This window comes from Saccharibacter sp. EH611 (assembly GCF_009834765.1).
Classification (GTDB): Bacteria; Pseudomonadota; Alphaproteobacteria; order Acetobacterales; family Acetobacteraceae; genus Saccharibacter.
Window position 1 is genome coordinate 115,606 of record NZ_WVHP01000001.1, and the last position, 18,558, is coordinate 134,163.

The 18,558-nt window shown below is 52.0% G+C and carries 27 protein-coding genes; all 27 read right to left on the reverse strand.

The window, feature by feature from the left end; translation table 11 throughout:
• Positions 1–49 precede the first annotated feature (49 nt).
• The gene (locus GS535_RS00550; protein WP_018980201.1) at positions 50–622 is read right to left on the reverse strand and encodes an adenylate kinase; all 573 of its coding nucleotides are present in this window, start codon (positions 620–622) and stop codon (positions 50–52) included.
• Positions 619–1,983, reverse strand: a complete 1,365-nt coding sequence (gene secY, locus GS535_RS00555) for a preprotein translocase subunit SecY (RefSeq protein WP_160791621.1) — start codon at positions 1,981–1,983, stop codon at positions 619–621. The genes GS535_RS00550 and secY overlap by 4 nt, the downstream gene beginning before the upstream one ends.
• A gap of 98 nt (positions 1,984–2,081) precedes the next feature.
• Positions 2,082–2,570 carry a 50S ribosomal protein L15 gene (rplO, locus tag GS535_RS00560; RefSeq protein WP_018980199.1) on the reverse strand — a complete coding sequence of 163 codons (489 nt, stop codon included), beginning with the start codon at positions 2,568–2,570 and terminating at the stop codon, positions 2,082–2,084.
• Between the two features lies 1 nt (position 2,571).
• Entirely contained in the window at positions 2,572–2,763 is a 192-nt protein-coding gene (gene rpmD / locus GS535_RS00565; protein WP_018980198.1) for a 50S ribosomal protein L30, read from the reverse strand.
• Positions 2,756–3,325, reverse strand: a complete 570-nt coding sequence (gene rpsE / locus GS535_RS00570) for a 30S ribosomal protein S5 (RefSeq protein ID WP_018980197.1) — start codon at positions 3,323–3,325, stop codon at positions 2,756–2,758. The genes rpmD and rpsE overlap by 8 nt, the downstream gene beginning before the upstream one ends.
• Before the next feature lie 12 nt (positions 3,326–3,337).
• The gene (gene rplR / locus GS535_RS00575) at positions 3,338–3,700 is read right to left on the reverse strand and encodes a 50S ribosomal protein L18 (RefSeq protein WP_160791620.1); all 363 of its coding nucleotides are present in this window, start codon (positions 3,698–3,700) and stop codon (positions 3,338–3,340) included.
• Positions 3,700–4,236 carry a 50S ribosomal protein L6 gene (rplF, locus tag GS535_RS00580; protein ID WP_018980195.1) on the reverse strand — a complete coding sequence of 179 codons (537 nt, stop codon included), beginning with the start codon at positions 4,234–4,236 and terminating at the stop codon, positions 3,700–3,702. The genes rplR and rplF overlap by 1 nt, the downstream gene beginning before the upstream one ends.
• Before the next feature lie 14 nt (positions 4,237–4,250).
• Positions 4,251–4,649, reverse strand: coding sequence for a 30S ribosomal protein S8 (gene rpsH / locus GS535_RS00585; protein WP_018980194.1), 399 nt, complete (start codon positions 4,647–4,649; stop codon positions 4,251–4,253).
• Positions 4,650–4,664: 15 nt separating this feature from the next.
• On the reverse strand, positions 4,665–4,970 hold the full coding sequence (rpsN, locus tag GS535_RS00590) for a 30S ribosomal protein S14 (protein ID WP_018980193.1): 306 nt from the start codon (positions 4,968–4,970) through the stop codon (positions 4,665–4,667).
• A 130-nt stretch (positions 4,971–5,100) separates the two neighbouring features.
• The gene (gene rplE, locus GS535_RS00595) at positions 5,101–5,667 is read right to left on the reverse strand and encodes a 50S ribosomal protein L5 (RefSeq protein WP_160791619.1); all 567 of its coding nucleotides are present in this window, start codon (positions 5,665–5,667) and stop codon (positions 5,101–5,103) included.
• A gap of 10 nt (positions 5,668–5,677) precedes the next feature.
• A complete protein-coding gene (gene rplX / locus GS535_RS00600) occupies positions 5,678–5,998 on the reverse strand; it encodes a 50S ribosomal protein L24 (RefSeq protein WP_018980191.1) in 321 nt (106 codons plus the stop codon).
• A complete protein-coding gene (gene rplN / locus GS535_RS00605; protein ID WP_018980190.1) occupies positions 5,998–6,366 on the reverse strand; it encodes a 50S ribosomal protein L14 in 369 nt (122 codons plus the stop codon). The genes rplX and rplN overlap by 1 nt, the downstream gene beginning before the upstream one ends.
• Positions 6,367–6,378: 12 nt before the next feature.
• Positions 6,379–6,654, reverse strand: a complete 276-nt coding sequence (gene rpsQ / locus GS535_RS00610; protein ID WP_018980189.1) for a 30S ribosomal protein S17 — start codon at positions 6,652–6,654, stop codon at positions 6,379–6,381.
• Between the two features lie 13 nt (positions 6,655–6,667).
• A complete protein-coding gene (gene rpmC, locus GS535_RS00615) occupies positions 6,668–6,901 on the reverse strand; it encodes a 50S ribosomal protein L29 (RefSeq protein WP_160791618.1) in 234 nt (77 codons plus the stop codon).
• A 2-nt stretch (positions 6,902–6,903) separates the two neighbouring features.
• Entirely contained in the window at positions 6,904–7,320 is a 417-nt protein-coding gene (gene rplP, locus GS535_RS00620) for a 50S ribosomal protein L16 (protein WP_018980187.1), read from the reverse strand.
• A 54-nt stretch (positions 7,321–7,374) separates the two neighbouring features.
• Complete coding sequence (gene rpsC / locus GS535_RS00625; RefSeq protein WP_160791617.1) at positions 7,375–8,052, reverse strand: 30S ribosomal protein S3; 678 nt, start codon at positions 8,050–8,052, stop codon at positions 7,375–7,377.
• A gap of 1 nt (position 8,053) precedes the next feature.
• Positions 8,054–8,482: a 50S ribosomal protein L22 gene (gene rplV, locus GS535_RS00630; protein WP_018980185.1), complete on the reverse strand. Its 429-nt coding sequence runs from the start codon at positions 8,480–8,482 to the stop codon at positions 8,054–8,056.
• A gap of 2 nt (positions 8,483–8,484) precedes the next feature.
• Entirely contained in the window at positions 8,485–8,763 is a 279-nt protein-coding gene (gene rpsS / locus GS535_RS00635) for a 30S ribosomal protein S19 (RefSeq protein ID WP_018980184.1), read from the reverse strand.
• A 16-nt stretch (positions 8,764–8,779) separates the two neighbouring features.
• Positions 8,780–9,610: a 50S ribosomal protein L2 gene (rplB, locus tag GS535_RS00640; protein ID WP_160791616.1), complete on the reverse strand. Its 831-nt coding sequence runs from the start codon at positions 9,608–9,610 to the stop codon at positions 8,780–8,782.
• Between the two features lie 18 nt (positions 9,611–9,628).
• Entirely contained in the window at positions 9,629–9,925 is a 297-nt protein-coding gene (locus GS535_RS00645) for a 50S ribosomal protein L23 (protein WP_202401570.1), read from the reverse strand.
• A gap of 41 nt (positions 9,926–9,966) precedes the next feature.
• On the reverse strand, positions 9,967–10,581 hold the full coding sequence (rplD, locus tag GS535_RS00650; protein WP_160791614.1) for a 50S ribosomal protein L4: 615 nt from the start codon (positions 10,579–10,581) through the stop codon (positions 9,967–9,969).
• A gap of 5 nt (positions 10,582–10,586) precedes the next feature.
• A complete protein-coding gene (gene rplC / locus GS535_RS00655) occupies positions 10,587–11,270 on the reverse strand; it encodes a 50S ribosomal protein L3 (protein WP_160791613.1) in 684 nt (227 codons plus the stop codon).
• 10 nt (positions 11,271–11,280) lie between these two features.
• Positions 11,281–11,589: a 30S ribosomal protein S10 gene (gene rpsJ, locus GS535_RS00660; RefSeq protein ID WP_018980179.1), complete on the reverse strand. Its 309-nt coding sequence runs from the start codon at positions 11,587–11,589 to the stop codon at positions 11,281–11,283.
• A gap of 118 nt (positions 11,590–11,707) precedes the next feature.
• Positions 11,708–12,898: an elongation factor Tu gene (gene tuf / locus GS535_RS00665; protein WP_160791612.1), complete on the reverse strand. Its 1,191-nt coding sequence runs from the start codon at positions 12,896–12,898 to the stop codon at positions 11,708–11,710.
• A 114-nt stretch (positions 12,899–13,012) separates the two neighbouring features.
• Positions 13,013–13,489, reverse strand: coding sequence for a 30S ribosomal protein S7 (rpsG, locus tag GS535_RS00670; protein WP_018980177.1), 477 nt, complete (start codon positions 13,487–13,489; stop codon positions 13,013–13,015).
• Between the two features lie 12 nt (positions 13,490–13,501).
• On the reverse strand, positions 13,502–13,873 hold the full coding sequence (rpsL, locus tag GS535_RS00675) for a 30S ribosomal protein S12 (protein WP_023979007.1): 372 nt from the start codon (positions 13,871–13,873) through the stop codon (positions 13,502–13,504).
• Positions 13,874–14,194: 321 nt separating this feature from the next.
• A complete protein-coding gene (gene rpoC, locus GS535_RS00680) occupies positions 14,195–18,511 on the reverse strand; it encodes a DNA-directed RNA polymerase subunit beta' (protein WP_160791611.1) in 4,317 nt (1,438 codons plus the stop codon).
• Between the last annotated feature and the right edge of the window lie 47 nt (positions 18,512–18,558).

Consider the following 18,558-nt stretch of genomic DNA (forward strand, 5'->3'; position numbering starts at 1 on the left):
CAAACAATACCGATCACTTTTTCGTGATCACACTCAATATCCAGAGCTATCAAGCAGTTGCAAGAATATCATCTATCTTCTTAGCAACATTTTCAACAGTCTGCATACCATCGATACGCTTCAAACGTCCATTCTGCTCATAATAAGGCAGAATAGGGGCCGTCTGAGCGCGATAAACCTCCAGACGAGAACGGACAACCTCTGGACGATCATCAGGGCGACGTGAACCGTCCTCCCCAACCCGTTCCGCTAGACGACGAACCAATGCTTCTTCTGCCACATCGAGCAAAATAACCGCATTAATCTTTAAACCTTTGTGCTCCAGCATAGAATCCAGAGCTACGGCCTGACTTTCTGTCCGGGGGAACCCATCCAGAATAAATCCTTGCGAACAATCAGGCTCTGCTATCCGGTTTTCAATCATTTGCACCATGATTGGATCAGGAACAAACTGCCCCTTCTCCATTAACTCACGTGCCTGAAGACCAATAGGTGTCTCAGCAGCAACCTCAGCACGAAGCATATCTCCTGTAGAGATCTGCTTCACCCCATAGGCAGCTTCTAAACGCTTCGCTTGCGTACCCTTGCCTGCTCCCGGAGGACCAAGAAGAATAATATTCACCGTTGCATTCCTTTTTCTCTGGAACGACCACCACGCCCACGCTGCTTACGCATAAGCCCCTGGTATTGGTGAGCAACAAGGTGAGATTGTGCCTGCGTTACCGTATCAATCGTAACCGATACAATAATGATCAAACTGGTTCCGCCAAAATAGAAAGGAACGTTATAATGATTGATCAAAAATTGCGGCAACAAGCACACCAACACCATGTAAGCCGCACCAATCGTCGTCAGACGCGAGAGGATTCGATCAAAATAGGTTGCTGTATTGGCACCAGGACGAATGCCGGGAATAAAACCACCCTGTTTCCGTAGATTCTCCGCTGTTTCCTCTGGGTTAAAACTCACAGCAGCGTAGAAATACGAGAAAAACACAATCATCGCGGCATAAAATGCCATATAGAGTGGCTGCCCTTGTGAAAGCCATTGGCTCATCCGTCCCAAAATGCCGCCGTGATTATGCATGAAACCAGCCAATGTGGTCGGAATCAACAAAACAGAAGACGCAAAAATAGGCGGAATGACACCAGCTGTATTCACCTTCAGTGGCATATGCGTTGAGTCACCACCATAGATGCGGTTACCCACCTGCCGTTTAGGATACTGGACAACGACACGACGCTGCGCCTGCTCCATAAACACAATAAAGATGATAACAGCGAGGGCCAGCACTAAGAAAACCGCGACAAAAAACGGCGAAAGTGCTCCTGTGCGGCCTAGCTCAAACAAGCTACCCATCGCATGAGGCAAATTAGCAACAATACCTGAAAAAATAATCAGTGAAATGCCATTACCTAGCCCGCGCGACGTGATCTGCTCTCCAAGCCACATTAAGAACATTGTCCCCGTCACCAACATGACGACATAAGGGATAATGAACATAATACCAGGAGAAATCACCGCACTCGCCCCGCTCTGGGAGCGTAAACTCTCCAAGCCCATCGCAAAACCATAAGCTTGTATGATCGCAATGAAGACCGTTAGATAACGCGTATACTGGTTAAGTTTCTTGCGCCCGCTTTCCCCTTCTTTCTTCATAGCTTCCATAGAAGGTAGAGCTGTCGAAAGAAGCTGGATAATAATGGACGCACTGATATACGGCATAATGTTCAATGCAAACAGCGTCATGCGACCAAGCGCACCACCTGTAAACATATCAAACATTCCAAGAATGCCGTTTTGTTGCTGAGACGCGATCTGCCCTAAAACAGTCGCATCAATACCAGGTACCGGAATAAAGGTTCCCAGTCGGTAAACGATCAGCACCCCAAGTGTGAATAAAATACGCTTTTTAAGTTCAGTTGCCTTAGAAAACGAACTCATACTGAGGTTGCCGGCTAACTGTTCAGCGGCAGAAGCCATCTCCCCGTCCTTTCATGAAAACAGCGCCGCCGCACAAAGTACGGGGCGCCGTTCACTCGATCACCCTATCCCAGAAATGCAGCTGGGCATAAGAGTTCTCAGGCCTGAGCCTGAGCCTCTTTTTTGGTGGCCAATACCTTGACGGAACCGCCAGCTTTCTCAACTGCAGCACGCGCTGCAGCAGAAGCCCCGGCAACCTCAAAGTTTAGTCCCTGAGAAAGTTCACCTTTCGCCAGAAGACGTACACCAGCCACCTTGCGGCTTCCAACGAGACCAGCCTCACGGAGTGTCTCAATTGTCACCGGTGCTGCAGCAGAAAGCTTACCAGCTTCCAGAGCCTTACTCACGGCACCCAGATTAACCGCCGCATATTCCTTACGGAAAATATTGACAAAGCCACGCTTCGGCATACGGCGATAAATCGGGAGCTGACCACCCTCGAAACCGTTAATGGAAACACCTGAACGGGCTTTCTGACCTTTATGGCCTTTCCCTGAGGTTTTTCCCTTACCTGAACCGATACCACGGCCCAAGCGCTTGCTACGGTAGCGAGCACCAGCGTTATCACGCAGTTCATTTAGGTTCATCTTAGCCCTCCACCTTCAACAGGTGGGATACCTTACGGATCATGCCGCGCACAGCCGAGGTATCCTCCAGAACACGGAAGGAACCGATGCCACGAAGGCCCAGCCCCTTAATCGTTTCCGCCTGACCAGGTTTGGAACCAATCACCGAAGCAATCTGTGTTACCCGGACGGTCTTACCCTGAGAATCAGACATTTGCACCCTCCGTCTCCGAATGGTCACGACGTCCGAAGATCTCATAGGTCTTCTTACCGCGACGTGATGCGACCTGACGCGGGCTGCTCGAACGCTCAAGAGCGTCAAAAGCGGCCTTAATCATGTTGTGTGGGTTCCGAGTGCCCAAGCTTTTAGCGACAACGTCACTCACGCCCAAGCTTTCGAATACCGCACGGATCGGACCACCAGCAATAATCCCCGTCCCTGCATCAGCTGCACGAACCACGACCTTACCAGCACCGAAACGGCCCACAGCGTCATGATGAAGAGTACGGCCCTCTTTCATCGGTACGCGGATCATAGTGCGACGAGCATGTTCAGTTGCTTTACGGATAGCCTCAGGCACCTCGCGGGCCTTACCAGCACCGTAACCAACGCGACCTTTCTGGTCACCAACAACCACCAACGCAGCAAAAGCAAAACGGCGACCGCCCTTTACCACTTTTGCAACACGGTTAATGGTTACCAGCTTATCGACCAGCTCATCACCCTGCTCACGCTCACGACCACCACGGCCGCCTTCTCTTGGCTCACGTGCCATGTGTGATCCTCCTTAGAACGACAGCCCGCCCTCGCGGGCAGCCTCTGCCAGGGCTTTCACCCGGCCATGATACAGATAAGCGCCACGGTCGAAAACAACCTCTTTGACGCCTGCCTTAACAGCACGCTCGGCCACAAGCTTACCAATAATGGTAGCCGCATCAATGTTGGCGCCTGTCTTACCCGCTTCACGAACACTCTTTTCAAGCGTTGAAGCACTTGCGACAGTGCGGCCATGCGCATCATCAATCAGCTGAGCATGAATGTGCTTGTTAGAGCGGAAGACCGACAAACGCGGCCGGCCGCCGCTCTTGCGACGAAGCTGGAAACGCAACCGCTTGCGGCGACGTTCCTGCAATCCTTGCAGCGATGCCATTACTTCTTCTTACCTTCCTTACGACGCAGAACTTCGGTCTCATAACGAACACCCTTGCCCTTATAAGGCTCAGGCTTACGGAAGCTACGGATATCCAGAGCAACCTGACCGACACGCTGTTTGTCATTACCCTCAACCGTAATGGCTGTTGGGCGCGGCGTTGTAATCTTCACATCTGCTGGGATCGGATAGACCACATCATGTGAAAACCCAAGGTTCATGACAAGATTTGAGCCCTGCACTGCAGCACGGAAACCTGTCCCTTGAATTTCAAGCGTTTTCGTAAAGCCGGCAGAAACACCTTGAATCATGTTCGCAAAGACAGCGCGGGAAGTTCCCCACATTGTCCAGCCCTGCTTTGTACGCCCACCGACCGGTGAAACCACAACCTTCCCATCCTCTACCTTGACATCAACCCAAGGAGAAACAGGAACACTTAACTCACCGCGTTTACCTTTTACGGAAAAATTACCGTCTTTTACAGTAACTTCTACGTTAGCGGGGAGCGTAATAGGATACTTACCTACACGAGACATCTTTCCCTCCTTCCTTAGAAGACGCGGCAGAGAATCTCGCCACCAACATTGGCAGCGCGAGCCTCGACGTCCGAAAGAACGCCACGTGGTGTTGAAAGGATGGAAACACCCAAGCCGGCATAAACACGCGGCAGCTCTTTAATCTTGGAGTACACGCGACGCCCCGGACGGGAAACGCGGTGAATCTCGCGGATCACCGGCTGACCTTCAGCATATTTCAGCTCAATGCGAAACTGGGAAATTCCCTTACGCACTTCTTCGGTCGAGAAACCACGGATGTAACCTTCGCGCTTCAGCGCCTCAAGGACACTTGCACGCAACTTAGAAGCCGGCGCAACACAAGCAGCATGGCGGGCACGCTGAGCATTACGGACCCGGGTGAGCATATCACCCAAAGGATCAGACATAGACATTCAGACTACCCTTATTTACCAGCTGGACTTGACCATACCGGGAATCTGTCCCGTGGAAGCAAGGTCACGCAGAGCAATACGGCTCAGCTCGAATTTCCGGTAATTCGCACGTGGGCGCCCAGAAATCTTACAACGCAAACGTACGCGAGTCTGCGAGCCGTTGCGTGGCAATTTAGCCAGCTTCAGCGATGCTTCGAAACGCTCTTCCATAGGAAGAGAACGGTTCTTAATAATAGTTTTGAGAGCGGTCCGCTTTTCCCGATCACGCTTCGCAAGAGCGGCGCGATGGTTATTACGGTTAACCGCAGAGGTCTTCGCCATCTCGAATCTTCTCCCGGAACCTGTTAGGCCTATCCCAACGGTTTTCCAATCAACGGTCTTGTAACGGGATTCTCTCCTTAAGGAAAGAGAAGAATCCCGTCTTTGCCGTGATTGCTACGAAAAATATCGCTTAGGACGCAATCGGCAGATCAAAAGCCTTCAGCAGAGCCTTAGCTTCTTCATCTGTTTTTGCTGACGTCACAAAGATAATGTCCATTCCACGAATGGCATCAACTTTATCGTAGTCAATTTCCGGGAAAACAATTTGCTCTTTAATACCCATGGCAAAATTACCACGACCATCAAAGCCTTTGTTTGCCGGAAGACCACGGAAGTCACGAATGCGGGGCATCGCAATCGTCACCAGACGATCAAGAAACTCATACATCCGTGCACGACGCAGCGTCACTTTACAACCAATCGGCAGTCCTTCACGGATCCTGAAGCCAGCCACAGCTTTGCGAGCTACGGTCTTCACAGGCTTCTGACCAGCAATCAACGTCATTTCTGCCAATGCAGCATCAAGCTTTTTCTGGTCAGCAGCAGCTTCACCGACCCCCATGTTCAGCACGATTTTCTCGAGCTTAGGGATCTGCATATCATTCTTATAGCCGAACTGCTCACGCAACTTCGCCCGAAGAGCGTCCTGATAGTGCTGCTGCAGACGAGGCAGAACGGTACCTTTATTATCGCTCATCGTTCGCTCCTCAGCCTTCGATCACTTCGCCGGTTACCTTAGCAACACGAACCTTACGACCATCATCCAGCACTCGGAAACCAACGCGTGTTGGCTTGCCGCTCTTTGGATCAATCAGCTTCAAGTTAGAAAGATGGACAGGCATTTCACGCTCGATAATGCCACCACCTTCGCCCATACGATTTGGCTTGCTGTGACGTTTCGCCACAGCAACACCACGCACGACGGCTTTTTCAACTTTCGGCAGTACAGACAGAACTTCACCGCGAACACCGCGTGAACGTCCAGTCAGCACCAGAACCTGGTCACCTTTTTTGATACGTGCAGCCATTATAGCACCTCCGGAGCCAAGGAGATGATCTTCATGAACTTACGCGCACGCAGCTCACGAACGACCGGACCAAAGATACGGGTTCCGATGGGTTCCTGCTGATTGTTCAACAGAACTGCCGCATTGCGATCGAAGCGGATGGCAGAACCATCAGCACGACGCACAGGATAGGATGTGCGAACGATGACGGCACGATGCACATCACCCTTCTTCACCTTACCACGCGGAATCGCTTCCTTAACGGATACGACAATGACGTCGCCGACCGAGGCGGTCTTCCGTTTGGAACCACCCAGTACCTTAATGCACTGCACCCGACGTGCGCCGGAATTGTCCGCAACGTCCAGGTTGGTCTCGGGATGAATCATGTGTCTACCCCCTTATGCGCCAGCCGGAGTTGATGTTGCCTCAGCAACATCAGACCCGTTGCGGGAAATAACCGTCCACGTCTTGCGCTTGGAAAGTGGCGCGCATTCAACGATACGCACCAAATCACCAACTTTGCACGCATTAGCATCATCATGCGCTGCGTACTTCTTGGAACGGCGGATAAACTTTTTATACAGCGGATGCATAATACGACGATCCACAAGAACGGTTACCGTCTTGTCCATCTTATCGCTTGTCACCCGACCTGTCAGGACGCGCCTGGGCATCGTCCGTCTCCTCTCAGGAATTAGCGGCGGACGTTTGTGCGCCCGCCCGGTTCTTCGACTGATGAAGCAGCGTTTTGATACGTGCGACTGTACGACGCACAATCTTAACGCGGCTCGTATTCTCGGACTGGCCTGTAGCGGCAGAAAAGCGCTGATTGATCTGCTCACGCTTAAGCTCAACGAGAAGAGCCTTCAGCTCATCTTCGCTTTTCGCACGCAAATCAGCAACTTTATAGGTCTCAGCCATTTTCAAGCCTCCCCGATACGCTGAACAAACTTGGTCTTAATCGGCAACTTGGCAGCTGCCAAACTTAGAGCCAAGCGGGCAACCTCAGGAGGAACCCCTTCGATCTCGAAGAGGATACGTCCCGGCTTAACGCGGGCCGCCCAATATTCGGGGTTACCTTTACCCGACCCCATACGCACTTCTGCCGGCTTTGTCGAGACCGGAGTGTCTGGAAAAATACGAATCCAAACACGACCCGCACGTTTCATCGCACGTGTAATCGCACGACGAGACGCCTCGATCTGGCGAGCAGTAATCCGCTCTGGCTCAAGAGCCTTCAGACCATACGCACCAAAATTCAGCTGCGTACCGCCCTTGGCCATCCCATGAATACGCCCTTTATGGGCTTTACGAAACTTTGTCCGCTTTGGAGAAAGCATGATTTTCTTTCCTCACATCAAGCACCGCAGGTAAAGACGGAAAAATTTCCCGTCTTATCTCTGAGGAGCCTGCTCCGCAGCACGACGGTCCTGAGCGGATGGGTCATGAGCCAGGATCTCACCCTTGAAGATCCAGACCTTCACACCGCACGCACCGTAAGTGGTCTGAGCTGTGGATGTACCATAATCAATGTCCGCACGAAGTGTGTGCAATGGCACACGACCTTCACGATACTTCTCGTCACGAGCAATTTCAGCCCCGCCGAGACGACCGCTACAGGTAATGCGGATCCCCTGTGCACCCAGACGCATAGCGGACTGGATAGAACGCTTCATAGCCCGACGGAAGGCTACGCGGCGCTCAAGCTGCTGGGCAATATTGTCAGCAACCAAGGTTGCATCAATTTCTGGCTTACGAATCTCTACAATATTGAGAGCCACATCAGTCTTGGCCATACGGCTCAAAGTCTTACGTAGCGCATCAATATCTTGCCCCTTCTTCCCGATGATCACACCAGGACGGGCCGCATAGATCATAACGCGTGGCTTTTTAGCCGGACGTTCAATCACAACACGAGATACACCAGCACCAGAAAGCTTACGGCGCAGAAAAGCGCGCAGCTTTAGATCCTCGTGCAGTAGGCGAGCGTAATCATCGCCCGCATACCAACGGCTATCCCACGTACGATTAACACCGAGCCGGAGCCCGATTGGATTAACCTTATGTCCCATATCAGGCTGCCTTCTGCTTTTTGTCGTTCTTACCGGCTTTAGGAGCTTCCTCAGAAACTTCCGCACGCTCAGCAACAACAATTTTCAGATGACTGAAAAACTTCTGGACCCGTGCTGAACGCCCACGGCCACGTGCGTGGAAGCGCTTCATGACGATCGATTTGCCGACCTCAGCAGTCTTCACAACCAAACGATCAACATCAAGTTGATGGTTGTTCTCCGCATTAGCAACGGCACTCTCAAGAGCCACCTTCACTTGCTGCGCGATACGGCGACGTGAAAAAGTCAACGCTGAAATTGCTTTATCAGCAGGCTGATTACGAATCATAGCAGCAACCAGATTTAGCTTTTGAGGGCTAACCCGGATATTGCGCGCAACGGCCTGTGCTTCAGTGTCAGCAAGGGTACGGATATGCTTCGGCTTACTCATGATCAGCCTCGCTTCGACTTCTTGTCAGAACCATGGCCTGTATAGGTACGCGTTGGTGAGAATTCACCGAACTTGTGCCCTACCATATGTTCTGACACCTGCACTGGCAGGAATTTATGACCATTATAAACCCCGAACGTCAGTCCGACGAATTGTGGCAGGATTGTAGAACGACGTGACCAAATCTTGATCACTTCGTTACGGCCCGATGCACGAGCCTTCTCAGCCTTACCAAACAAATACCCGTCGACGAACGGGCCTTTCCAGACGGAACGTGCCATCTCTACTTGCCCTCTCTTACTTGCCGGACTTACGACGACGGATAATCAGACTGTCCGTCTTCTTATTCACCCGGGTTTTATAACCCTTGGTTGGAACACCCCAAGGAGTCACAGGATGACGACCACCGGAGCTACGCCCTTCACCACCACCATGTGGATGGTCAACTGGGTTCATCACAACACCACGGTTATGTGGGCGACGACCAAGCCAACGACGACGTCCAGCCTTACCCATGCTCTGGTTCATGTTATCTGGGTTAGACACAGCACCAACTGTCGCCATGCATTCACCACGGATCAACCGAAGCTCACCAGATTGCAACTTCACCTGAGCGTAACCGGCATCTTTACCGACCAACTGAGCATAATTCCCTGCAGAGCGAGCTAGCTTACCACCAGCACCCTGTTTCAGTTCAATATTATGCACGATTGTTCCAACAGGCATCGCACCAAGTGGCATTGCATTACCTGGACGAACATCAACCTGCTGCCCAGCAATAACGCGATCACCAATCTTTACGCGCTGCGGAGCCAGAATATAAGCGAGCTCGCCATCTTCGTAACGAATAAGAGCGATAAACGCTGTGCGATTTGGATCATATTCCAGACGCTCAACCGTACCCGCCACATCAAACTTACGACGTTTGAAGTCGACATAACGATAAGACTGCTTGTGTCCACCACCACGGAAACGAACTGTCGTACGACCGTAATTATTACGACCACCAGACTTATTCTTCCCCTGGGTCAGCTGCTTGACCGGCTTGCCTTTCCAAAGCTCGCTGCGATCAATCAGCACAGTGCCACGGGTACTCGGCGTCGTGGGATTAAAGTGCTTTAATGCCATGGTTTCTTACCCCGCGCGTCAACCGAGCTTCGCTGTAAGGTCAATAGACTGACCTTCAGCAAGCTGGACATACGCCTTCTTGATATCAGAACGGCGACCTGGACGACCTCTGACGCGCTTTGTCTTCCCCTTCTGAACCAATGTGCTTACACCGGTTACTTTTACATTGAAGAGCTTTTCAACAGCGACTTTGATCTGCGGTTTTGTTGCATCCAATGCCACCTTAAAAACAACCTGATCACGCTCAGAGAGCATGGTTGCTTTTTCAGTGATCAACGGAGCACGCAGAACATCGTACAGAGCTACCTCAGACAGGCTGGCCGCGACCTTACGTGCATTTAGAACGGTTTTGGTTGTCATGCCAGACGCTCCTTGAGACCCTCAAGAGCGGCGCGGGTAATCACCAACACCTCATGATTGAGGATATCATAAACATTTGCCCCAATCGTGGGCAGAAGATCGATCTTCGGCAAGTTCGCAATAGCACGCGCAAAAGGCTGATCAGAAACTTGATCAACAATCAACGCAGAAGAGCAACCAAGTGCTTTTAAACGCACAGACGCGTCACGCGTCTTATCCACACCTGAAAGGCTCTCTAGAACAATCAGCTTACCTTCCGTCGCTTTCTGGGCCAAAGCTGAAGCTAGGCCAAGACGACGTACTTTTTTAGGCAAGCTGAAGCCATGATCACGGACGACAGGCCCATGGACAATGCCACCAGTACGGAACTGAGGTGCACGCAAAGAACCCTGACGCGCAGACCCTGTGCCTTTCTGGCGATAAGGCTTTTTAGTTGTCCCAGAAATAACACCACGACCACGCGTTGCATGTGTTCCAGCGCGGCGTTTTGCCAGCTGCCAGTTCACAACACGAGCCATAATGTCAGTGCGCGGGACAATCCCGAAAATCTCTTCCGGCAGCGCGATCTTTCCCGCACTCCCGTTATCGAGGGTTTTGATATCGTATTCCATATCCCTCACCCGGCGGCCTCAACGGTCGCTGCCGGATACGGCGCGTCCGCATTGCGGGCCTTCTTGATTGCATCGCGAACCAGGACGAAGCTGTTCTTAGCACCTGGAATGGCGCCACGCACCATGATCAGGTTACGCTCTTCATCAACAGCCGCAATTTCAAGGTTCTGTGTTGTCACGCGCTCGTCACCCAAGTGACCAGCCATTTTTTTGCCCTTGAACACCTTACCAGGATCCTGACGCTGACCCGTCGATCCTCCTGAACGGTGACTAATGGACACGCCGTGCGTCGCTTCCAAACCAGCAAAGTTGTGGCGTTTCATCACACCAGCAAAACCTTTACCCTTGCTGCGACCAGTCACATCTACCTTCTGCCCCACAATAAAGTGGTTCACAGAAAGCTTTGTGCCAGGCTCCAGCACAGCATCTTCTGCTACGCGGAACTCAACAAGCTTTTGCTTTGGTTCGACTTTTGCACGAGCAAAGTGCCCGCGGTTCGCTTTCGTAACGTGCTTTGCTTTCGCGCTCCCCAAGCCAAGCTGGACAGCTGTATAGCCGTCACGCTCCTTGGTGCGCGCGTCCACAACCTCAACATTATCGAGGTGCAGCACCGTCACCGGCACATGAGTGCCGTCTTCCTTAAAGAGCCGGGACATACCCAGCTTTCTTGCAATCAATCCGGTACGCATCGTCTGGACCTTACAGTTTAATCTCGACATCAACGCCAGCGGCGAGGTCGAGCTTCATGAGGGCGTCCACGGTCTGCGGGGTCGGCTCAACAATGTCGAGCAGGCGGCGATGAGTTCTCATTTCGAACTGCTCGCGGCTTTTCTTATCCACATGCGGTGAACGGTTCACAGTAAACCGTGCGATGTGCGTCGGTAGCGGGATAGGACCCCGAACCCGAGCACCCGTACGCTTCGCCGTATTGACGATCTCTTTTGTGCTATTATCAAGCACACGATGATCGTACGCCTTTAGGCGAATGCGGATGTTTTGGTCGTCCATGATCTTAATTCATCCAACTTAATAATCCGAGTGCAGTCCTACTGCTATTCCACTCGAAATGGAACCCCGGCCGAAAATAAATTTCGACCGGGGCTCCCATTCAAAGCGTCAGAGGAGTTTAGGCAGAAATCCCTGCCACAACACCTGCACCCACTGTACGGCCACCTTCGCGGATAGCGAAGCGAAGACCTTCATCCATAGCAATCGGAGCAATAAGCTCGACGTCCATGGTAACGTTATCGCCAGGCATAACCATCTCTGTGCCCTCTGGAAGGGTCACAACACCGGTCACGTCTGTCGTACGGAAGTAGAACTGCGGACGATAGTTCGTGAAGAACGGTGTATGACGACCGCCTTCTTCCTTCGTCAGCACATAAGCTTCCGCTTTAAACTTGCTGTGTGGCGTAATGCTGCCTGGCTTTGCCAGAACCTGACCACGCTGAACATCTTCGCGCTTGATACCACGAAGAAGCGCACCGATGTTATCACCAGCTTCACCGCGATCAAGCAGCTTACGGAACATCTCAACGCCTGTGACTGTCGTCTTCATTGTGTCGACCAGACCAACAATCTCGACTTCGTCACCAACGTTTACAGCACCGCGCTCAACACGACCTGTCACAACCGTACCACGACCGGAGATGGAGAACACATCTTCGATTGGCATCAGGAATGGACGGTCAATTGGACGCTCTGGCTGAGGAATGTAATCATCAACAGCATCCATCAGCTTCAGGATAGCTTCCTGACCCTGCTCCTTGTTGCTGTCTTCAAGAGCAGCCAACGCAGAACCCTTGATGATGGGGATATCATCGCCAGGGAAGTCATAGGAAGACAGAAGCTCACGCACTTCCATTTCCACCAGTTCCAGAAGCTCAGGATCGTCAACCTGATCAACCTTGTTCAGGAAAACCACCAGAGCTGGCACACCAACCTGACGTGCAAGCAGGATGTGCTCACGCGTCTGTGGCATTGGGCCATCAGCAGCAGAAACCACCAGGATGGCACCATCCATCTGTGCCGCACCAGTGATCATGTTCTTCACATAGTCGGCATGCCCTGGGCAGTCCACGTGAGCATAGTGACGCTTTTCCGTCTCATACTCAACGTGAGCCGTTGAAATGGTAATCCCACGAGCGCGCTCTTCAGGTGCTTTATCGATCATGTCGTAAGCACTGAAGGTTGCGCCACCGGTCTCTGCCAGTGTCTTTGTAATTGCAGCTGTCAGCGTCGTTTTACCATGGTCAACGTGACCGACGGTGCCGATATTGCAATGCGGCTTATTACGCTCAAACTTAGCCTTTGCCATCGTCTCTCTCCAAAACCTCAACCCTACCTTGAGTTAAAGGTATGACTGAAACTCCACGCCGGCGCTACCCTCTCCTAGAAGATTCGTAGCGCCGGAAGCCCTCTTTGCTGGAACTTACCAGCGATAATGGCTGAATGCCTTATTGGCTTCAGCCATACGGTGCGTGTCTTCCCGCTTCTTAACAGCGGAACCACGATTGTTAATCGCGTCCATCAACTCGTTAGACAGACGGTCCTGCATGGTGTTTTCACCACGCTTACGCGAAGCATCAATCAGCCAGCGAATAGCTAAAGCTTGACGACGCTCTGCACGAACCTCAACCGGCACCTGATAGGTCGCACCACCAACGCGGCGGGAACGAACCTCAACAGCCGGCTTTACATTATCCAAAGCTGAGTGGAACATAGCAACTGGATCCGCTGAAGAACCACCACGCTGACGCAGCACCTCAAGTGCTCCATATACAATACGTTCAGCTGTGGATTTTTTGCCATCATACATTAACGCATTCATGAAACGCGTAATGACGGCATCTCCAAACTTCGGATCAGGAAGGATCTCACGCTTAACAGCGCGATGTCGGCGACTCATTCCAAATACCCCTTATTTCGGCCGCTTAGCGCCATACAGCGAACGGCGCTGACGACGTTTCGCGATACCTTGCGTATCAAGCACACCACGAAGAATGTGATAACGCACACCGGGAAGATCCTTCACGCGACCACCACGGATAAGCACAACACTATGCTCCTGGAGGTTGTGTCCCTCACCCGGAATGTAGCTCACCACCTCATACCCGTTGGTCAGACGCACTTTGGCAACCTTACGAAGGGCGGAGTTCGGTTTCTTTGGTGTGACGGTATATACACGCGTGCAAACACCACGCTTCTGCGGACATCCCTGCAGAGCAGGAACCTTGTTCCGCTTCGCGGCCGGCTCGCGGCCCTTTGCGATCAACTGGTTGATGGTCGGCATGCGCCCTTCCCAATCCTTGTCCAATATGCCGACAGAGGCCACCCCCCCGTCGCGACATTCGTTCAAACCGACACGCGGCTGAACCGCCTGTCCTTGCACAAATTAACGAAAGAAAGCAGCTCTTCCACTTCCCTCCGAAACTCTCAGCTTCTGGGCTTAACCTCTTTTCCTATGAAACGGAAGTAGCACCAGATGCAATTTTTTATCTTGGGACGATTCCTGCGCTATGAAAAGCGGGAACTGTCTAGGGCGCGAAGTCTATGGCGACTCACCCCAAGAGTCAAGTCTCTCCCTTAAAAGAGAGAGACTCAACACCCAAAATCACTCTGCGGCATCCTCAACTTCAGCAGCATTTCTACGCAGCTGAGCTGGGCTTTGCCCCACAGCAAGACTCCGGAGACGACGCATCGTTCCACCCGTCCCAGCAGGGATCAGACGGCCAACAATGACGTTCTCCTTCAGTCCGCCGAGCTTATCAATCTTCCCAGAGGTTGCAGCATCCGTCAGGACACGTGTCGTCTCTTGGAAGGAAGCAGCTGAAATAAAGGACTGCGTTTGCAGTGATGCCTTTGTGATTCCCTGAAGAATCGGCATGCCCTTTGCAGCCTCACGGCCACTGGCAAGCAACTCTCTATTTTCAGCTTCGAACTCAACTCGATCAACCGTTTCGCCAATCAAGTAAGTCGAATCACCCGGTTCTAGAATCTCAACCTTCTGCAACATCTGGCGGACGATCACTTCAATATGCTTGTCGTTAATCTTCACACCCTGCAGACGGTAAACATCCTGAATTTCGTTCACCAGATAGTCTGACAGCGCCTCCATACCCATGACCTTCAGAATGTCATGAGGCACGCGTGGCCCATCAACCAACGGATCACCCTTTTGGACAAAGTCACCTTCCTGCACGGAAATGTGCTTGCCCTTAGGGATGAGATAATCCGTTTTCTCACCGGTCTCATCATTCGTCACAATGACAGAACGCTTAGACTTGTAGTCTTTCCCAAACTCAACACGGCCATCACCCTCGGCAATGATCGCATGATCTTTTGGACGACGTGCTTCAAATAGTTCAGCAACGCGCGGTAGACCACCAGTAATATCACGTGTCTTAGAGCCTTCACGCGGGATACGTGCCAACACGTCACCAGCATGAACCTCTGCCCCATTCTCGATCGAGAGAATACTGTCGGGTGACAAGAAGTAACGTGCTTCATTGCCATTAGCCAGACGCACAACGTCACCATTGGCATCCTTAAGCTGCAGACGTGGACGCAAATCAACGCCCTTTGCGGCATGCTTATAGTCCACCACGACGCGAGAGGTCAGACCTGTCACTTCATCGACACGCTCAACCAATGTGATACTATCGATCAAGTCAAGATACTCAACAGTACCTGCCTGCTCGGTAATAATCGGCAAGGTGTATGGGTCCCACTCAGCCATTTTGTAGCCGCGCTCGACTTCTTGGCCTTCGGACACCATCAAGCGCGCCCCGTATGGAACACGATAGCGTCCGCGCTCAACCCCGTTTTCATCCGAAATCAGGATTTCACAGTTACGAGACATCACCACAGGAACGTTTTGTGAGTTTTCCACCACATTACGATTCTTGATGGTAACCTTACCTTCACGGTATGCCTCGACCATTGACTGCTCAGCACCACGCGTTGCCGCACCACCAATATGGAAGGTACGCATTGTCAACTGCGTTCCAGGCTCACCAATGGACTGCGCAGCAATAACACCGACAGCCTCGCCAATATTGACAGGTGTTCCGCGTGCCAAGTCGCGACCATAGCAGTGCGCACAGATACCCGCTTGGCTATCGCAGGTTAGAACCGAACGAATATCAATGGCTTCGATTCCAGCGCTTTCCAACACTTCCACATCGGCTTCTGAAAGAAGTGTATTACGCTGCAACAGAAGATCACCCGAGGTTGGATGGAAAACATCCCGAGCCAACGTACGGCCCAAAGCGCGCTCTGCAAGTGATGCAACGACCTCACCACTGTCCGTCACCGCACGCACGGTCAGGCCACGCTCTGTGCCACAATCCTGCTCGGTAATGATGCAATCTTGAGCCACATCAACCAAACGACGCGTCAGATAACCGGAGTTCGCTGTCTTCAGCGCCGTATCCGCTAGTCCCTTACGGGCACCATGGCTGGAGGTGAAGTAATCAAGAACCGACAGACCTTCTTTAAAGTTGGCCACAATCGGCTGCTCAATAATCTCACCCGATGGCTTCACCATCAGACCACGCATACCAGCAAGCTGCTTCATCTGTGCTGGTGACCCACGAGCCCCGGAATGGCTCATCATCCAAACAGAGTTCGTTGGCTTACCCAGAACCTGCTTAGAAATTTCTTTCAGCATAGCGGCCTGAACCTCGTCAGTACAACGAGACCATGCATCAACCACCTTATTGTAGCGCTCGCCAGCCGTGATCAGACCTTCCTGATATTGCTGCTCGAACTCTTTTACTTCAGCCGACGTGCGATCAACCAGACCTGCTTTTTCCTTCGGAATGATCATATCATCCTTACCAAAGGAGACGCCTGCTTTAGCCGCGTGACGGAAGCCTAAAGACATTAAGCGATCGCAGAAGATCACAGCTTCTTTCTGGCCGCAGTGACGATACACCGTATCAATCACGTCCGAGACAAGCTTCTTCGTCAGCTGTTTATTGACCAAGCTGAACGGAATCGCCGGATGACGGGGGAGAATCTGCGCAATCAATGCGCGCCCGGGCGTTGTCAACAGAAGCTGACGAACAGGCTTTCCGTCTTCACCTTTTGTTTCTAAACGCAGACGAATTTTATCATGCAGCTTCAGGGCACCAGAGGCCATCGCAGCTTCGATTTCTGCAACAGACACATAAGCCGGTGGACCTGCCTTGACGACCTTACCATCTTCAATAACGGCCTCATCAGGCGTCAGACGGTATTCTGGCACTTCAAGGCTGAGATAATACAGCCCAAGAACGATATCCTGTGACGGCACGATGATAGGCTTACCATTGGCCGGGCTCAGAATGTTATTCGTGGACATCATCAGCACACGCGCTTCAAGCTGCGCTTCTAGAGACAGCGGCACGTGAACGGCCATCTGGTCACCATCAAAGTCAGCATTAAAGGCGGTGCAAACCAGTGGATGGAGCTGAATGGCCTTCCCTTCAACGAGGCTTGGCTCAAACGCTTGAATACCAAGACGGTGCAAGGTTGGGGCGCGGTTCAGCATGACCGGATGCTCGCGGATCACCTCTTCAAGGATGTCCCAAACTTCTGGACGCTCCTTCTCCACCATGCGCTTTGCCGCTTTAATGGTGGTCGCGTGGCCATATTTTTCCAGCTTGGAATAAATAAATGGCTTAAAGAGCTCCAGAGCCATCTTCTTAGGTAGACCACACTGATGCAGCTTCAGCTCAGGCCCCACCACAATCACGGAACGGCCAGAGTAATCGACGCGCTTACCCAGCAAGTTCTGACGGAAACGACCCTGCTTCCCTTTCAGCATATCTGAAAGAGATTTCAACGGACGTTTGTTCGCCCCAGTAATCGCACGACCACGACGTCCGTTATCAAACAGAGCATCGACAGATTCCTGAAGCATGCGCTTTTCGTTACGCACGATAATATCAGGAGCACGTAGCTCCATCAGGCGCTTCAGACGATTATTACGGTTAATAACGCGACGATACAGATCGTTCAGATCAGACGTTGCAAAACGCCCACCATCCAACGGCACCAACGGACGCAGTTCCGGCGGCACCACTGGCACGATGTCCATGATCATCCATTCTGGGCGTGCACCGCTCTCAACGAATGACTCGACCATCTTGAGACGCTTAACAAGCTTCTTACGCGCCGCTTCAGAGGTTGCCTTGCGCAGCTTCTTGCGCATCATGGTCTTCTCTGAATCGCCTTCCATGACTTCCATGTCATAGTCGAATGGATCTGGATCACCACGCTCAAGGGCTGCCTTACTCAGCTCGCGTTCCTGAGCATTGGGAATACCCCAATCATAGCTCGACAACGCACGCTTGATCGCTTCAGCACCAATGCCAACGTCAAGACCTGCATCTGGATATTCATCCAGCAATTCTTCGCAACGCACTTCGTCAAGAAGATACTGATCGCGACGTTTACCATGCTTATACGAATCAATCTGGTCAGATTCGCACACGCCTTTATCGAGAACGAGGAACTTCTCAAAGTACAGAACTGGCTCAACGTCCTTAAGTGGCAGATCCAGCATCGTCGCAATGCGGCTAGGGAGTGACTTCAGGAACCAAATATGAGCCACTGGTGCAGCGAGATCAATATGGCCCATACGCTCACGACGCACCTTGGCCAAGGTGACTTCAACTCCACACTTCTCGCAGACAATGCCACGGAACTTCATCCGTTTATATTTACCGCACAGGCACTCATAGTCCTTCGTCGGACCAAAAATCCGTGCGCAGAACAAGCCATCACGCTCTGGCTTGAACGTACGGTAGTTAATCGTCTCTGGCTTTTTAATCTCACCATAAGACCAAGAACGGATCTGCTCGCTCGAAGCAAGCTGAATCCGAATCTGATCAAAACTGACAGACTGGCCAGATTGACCCAGAATCTTCATGAGTTCGTTCATGCGCCGAAACCCCACTGTGCCGAACGGCGTCCCGCCGGCACGTTAAA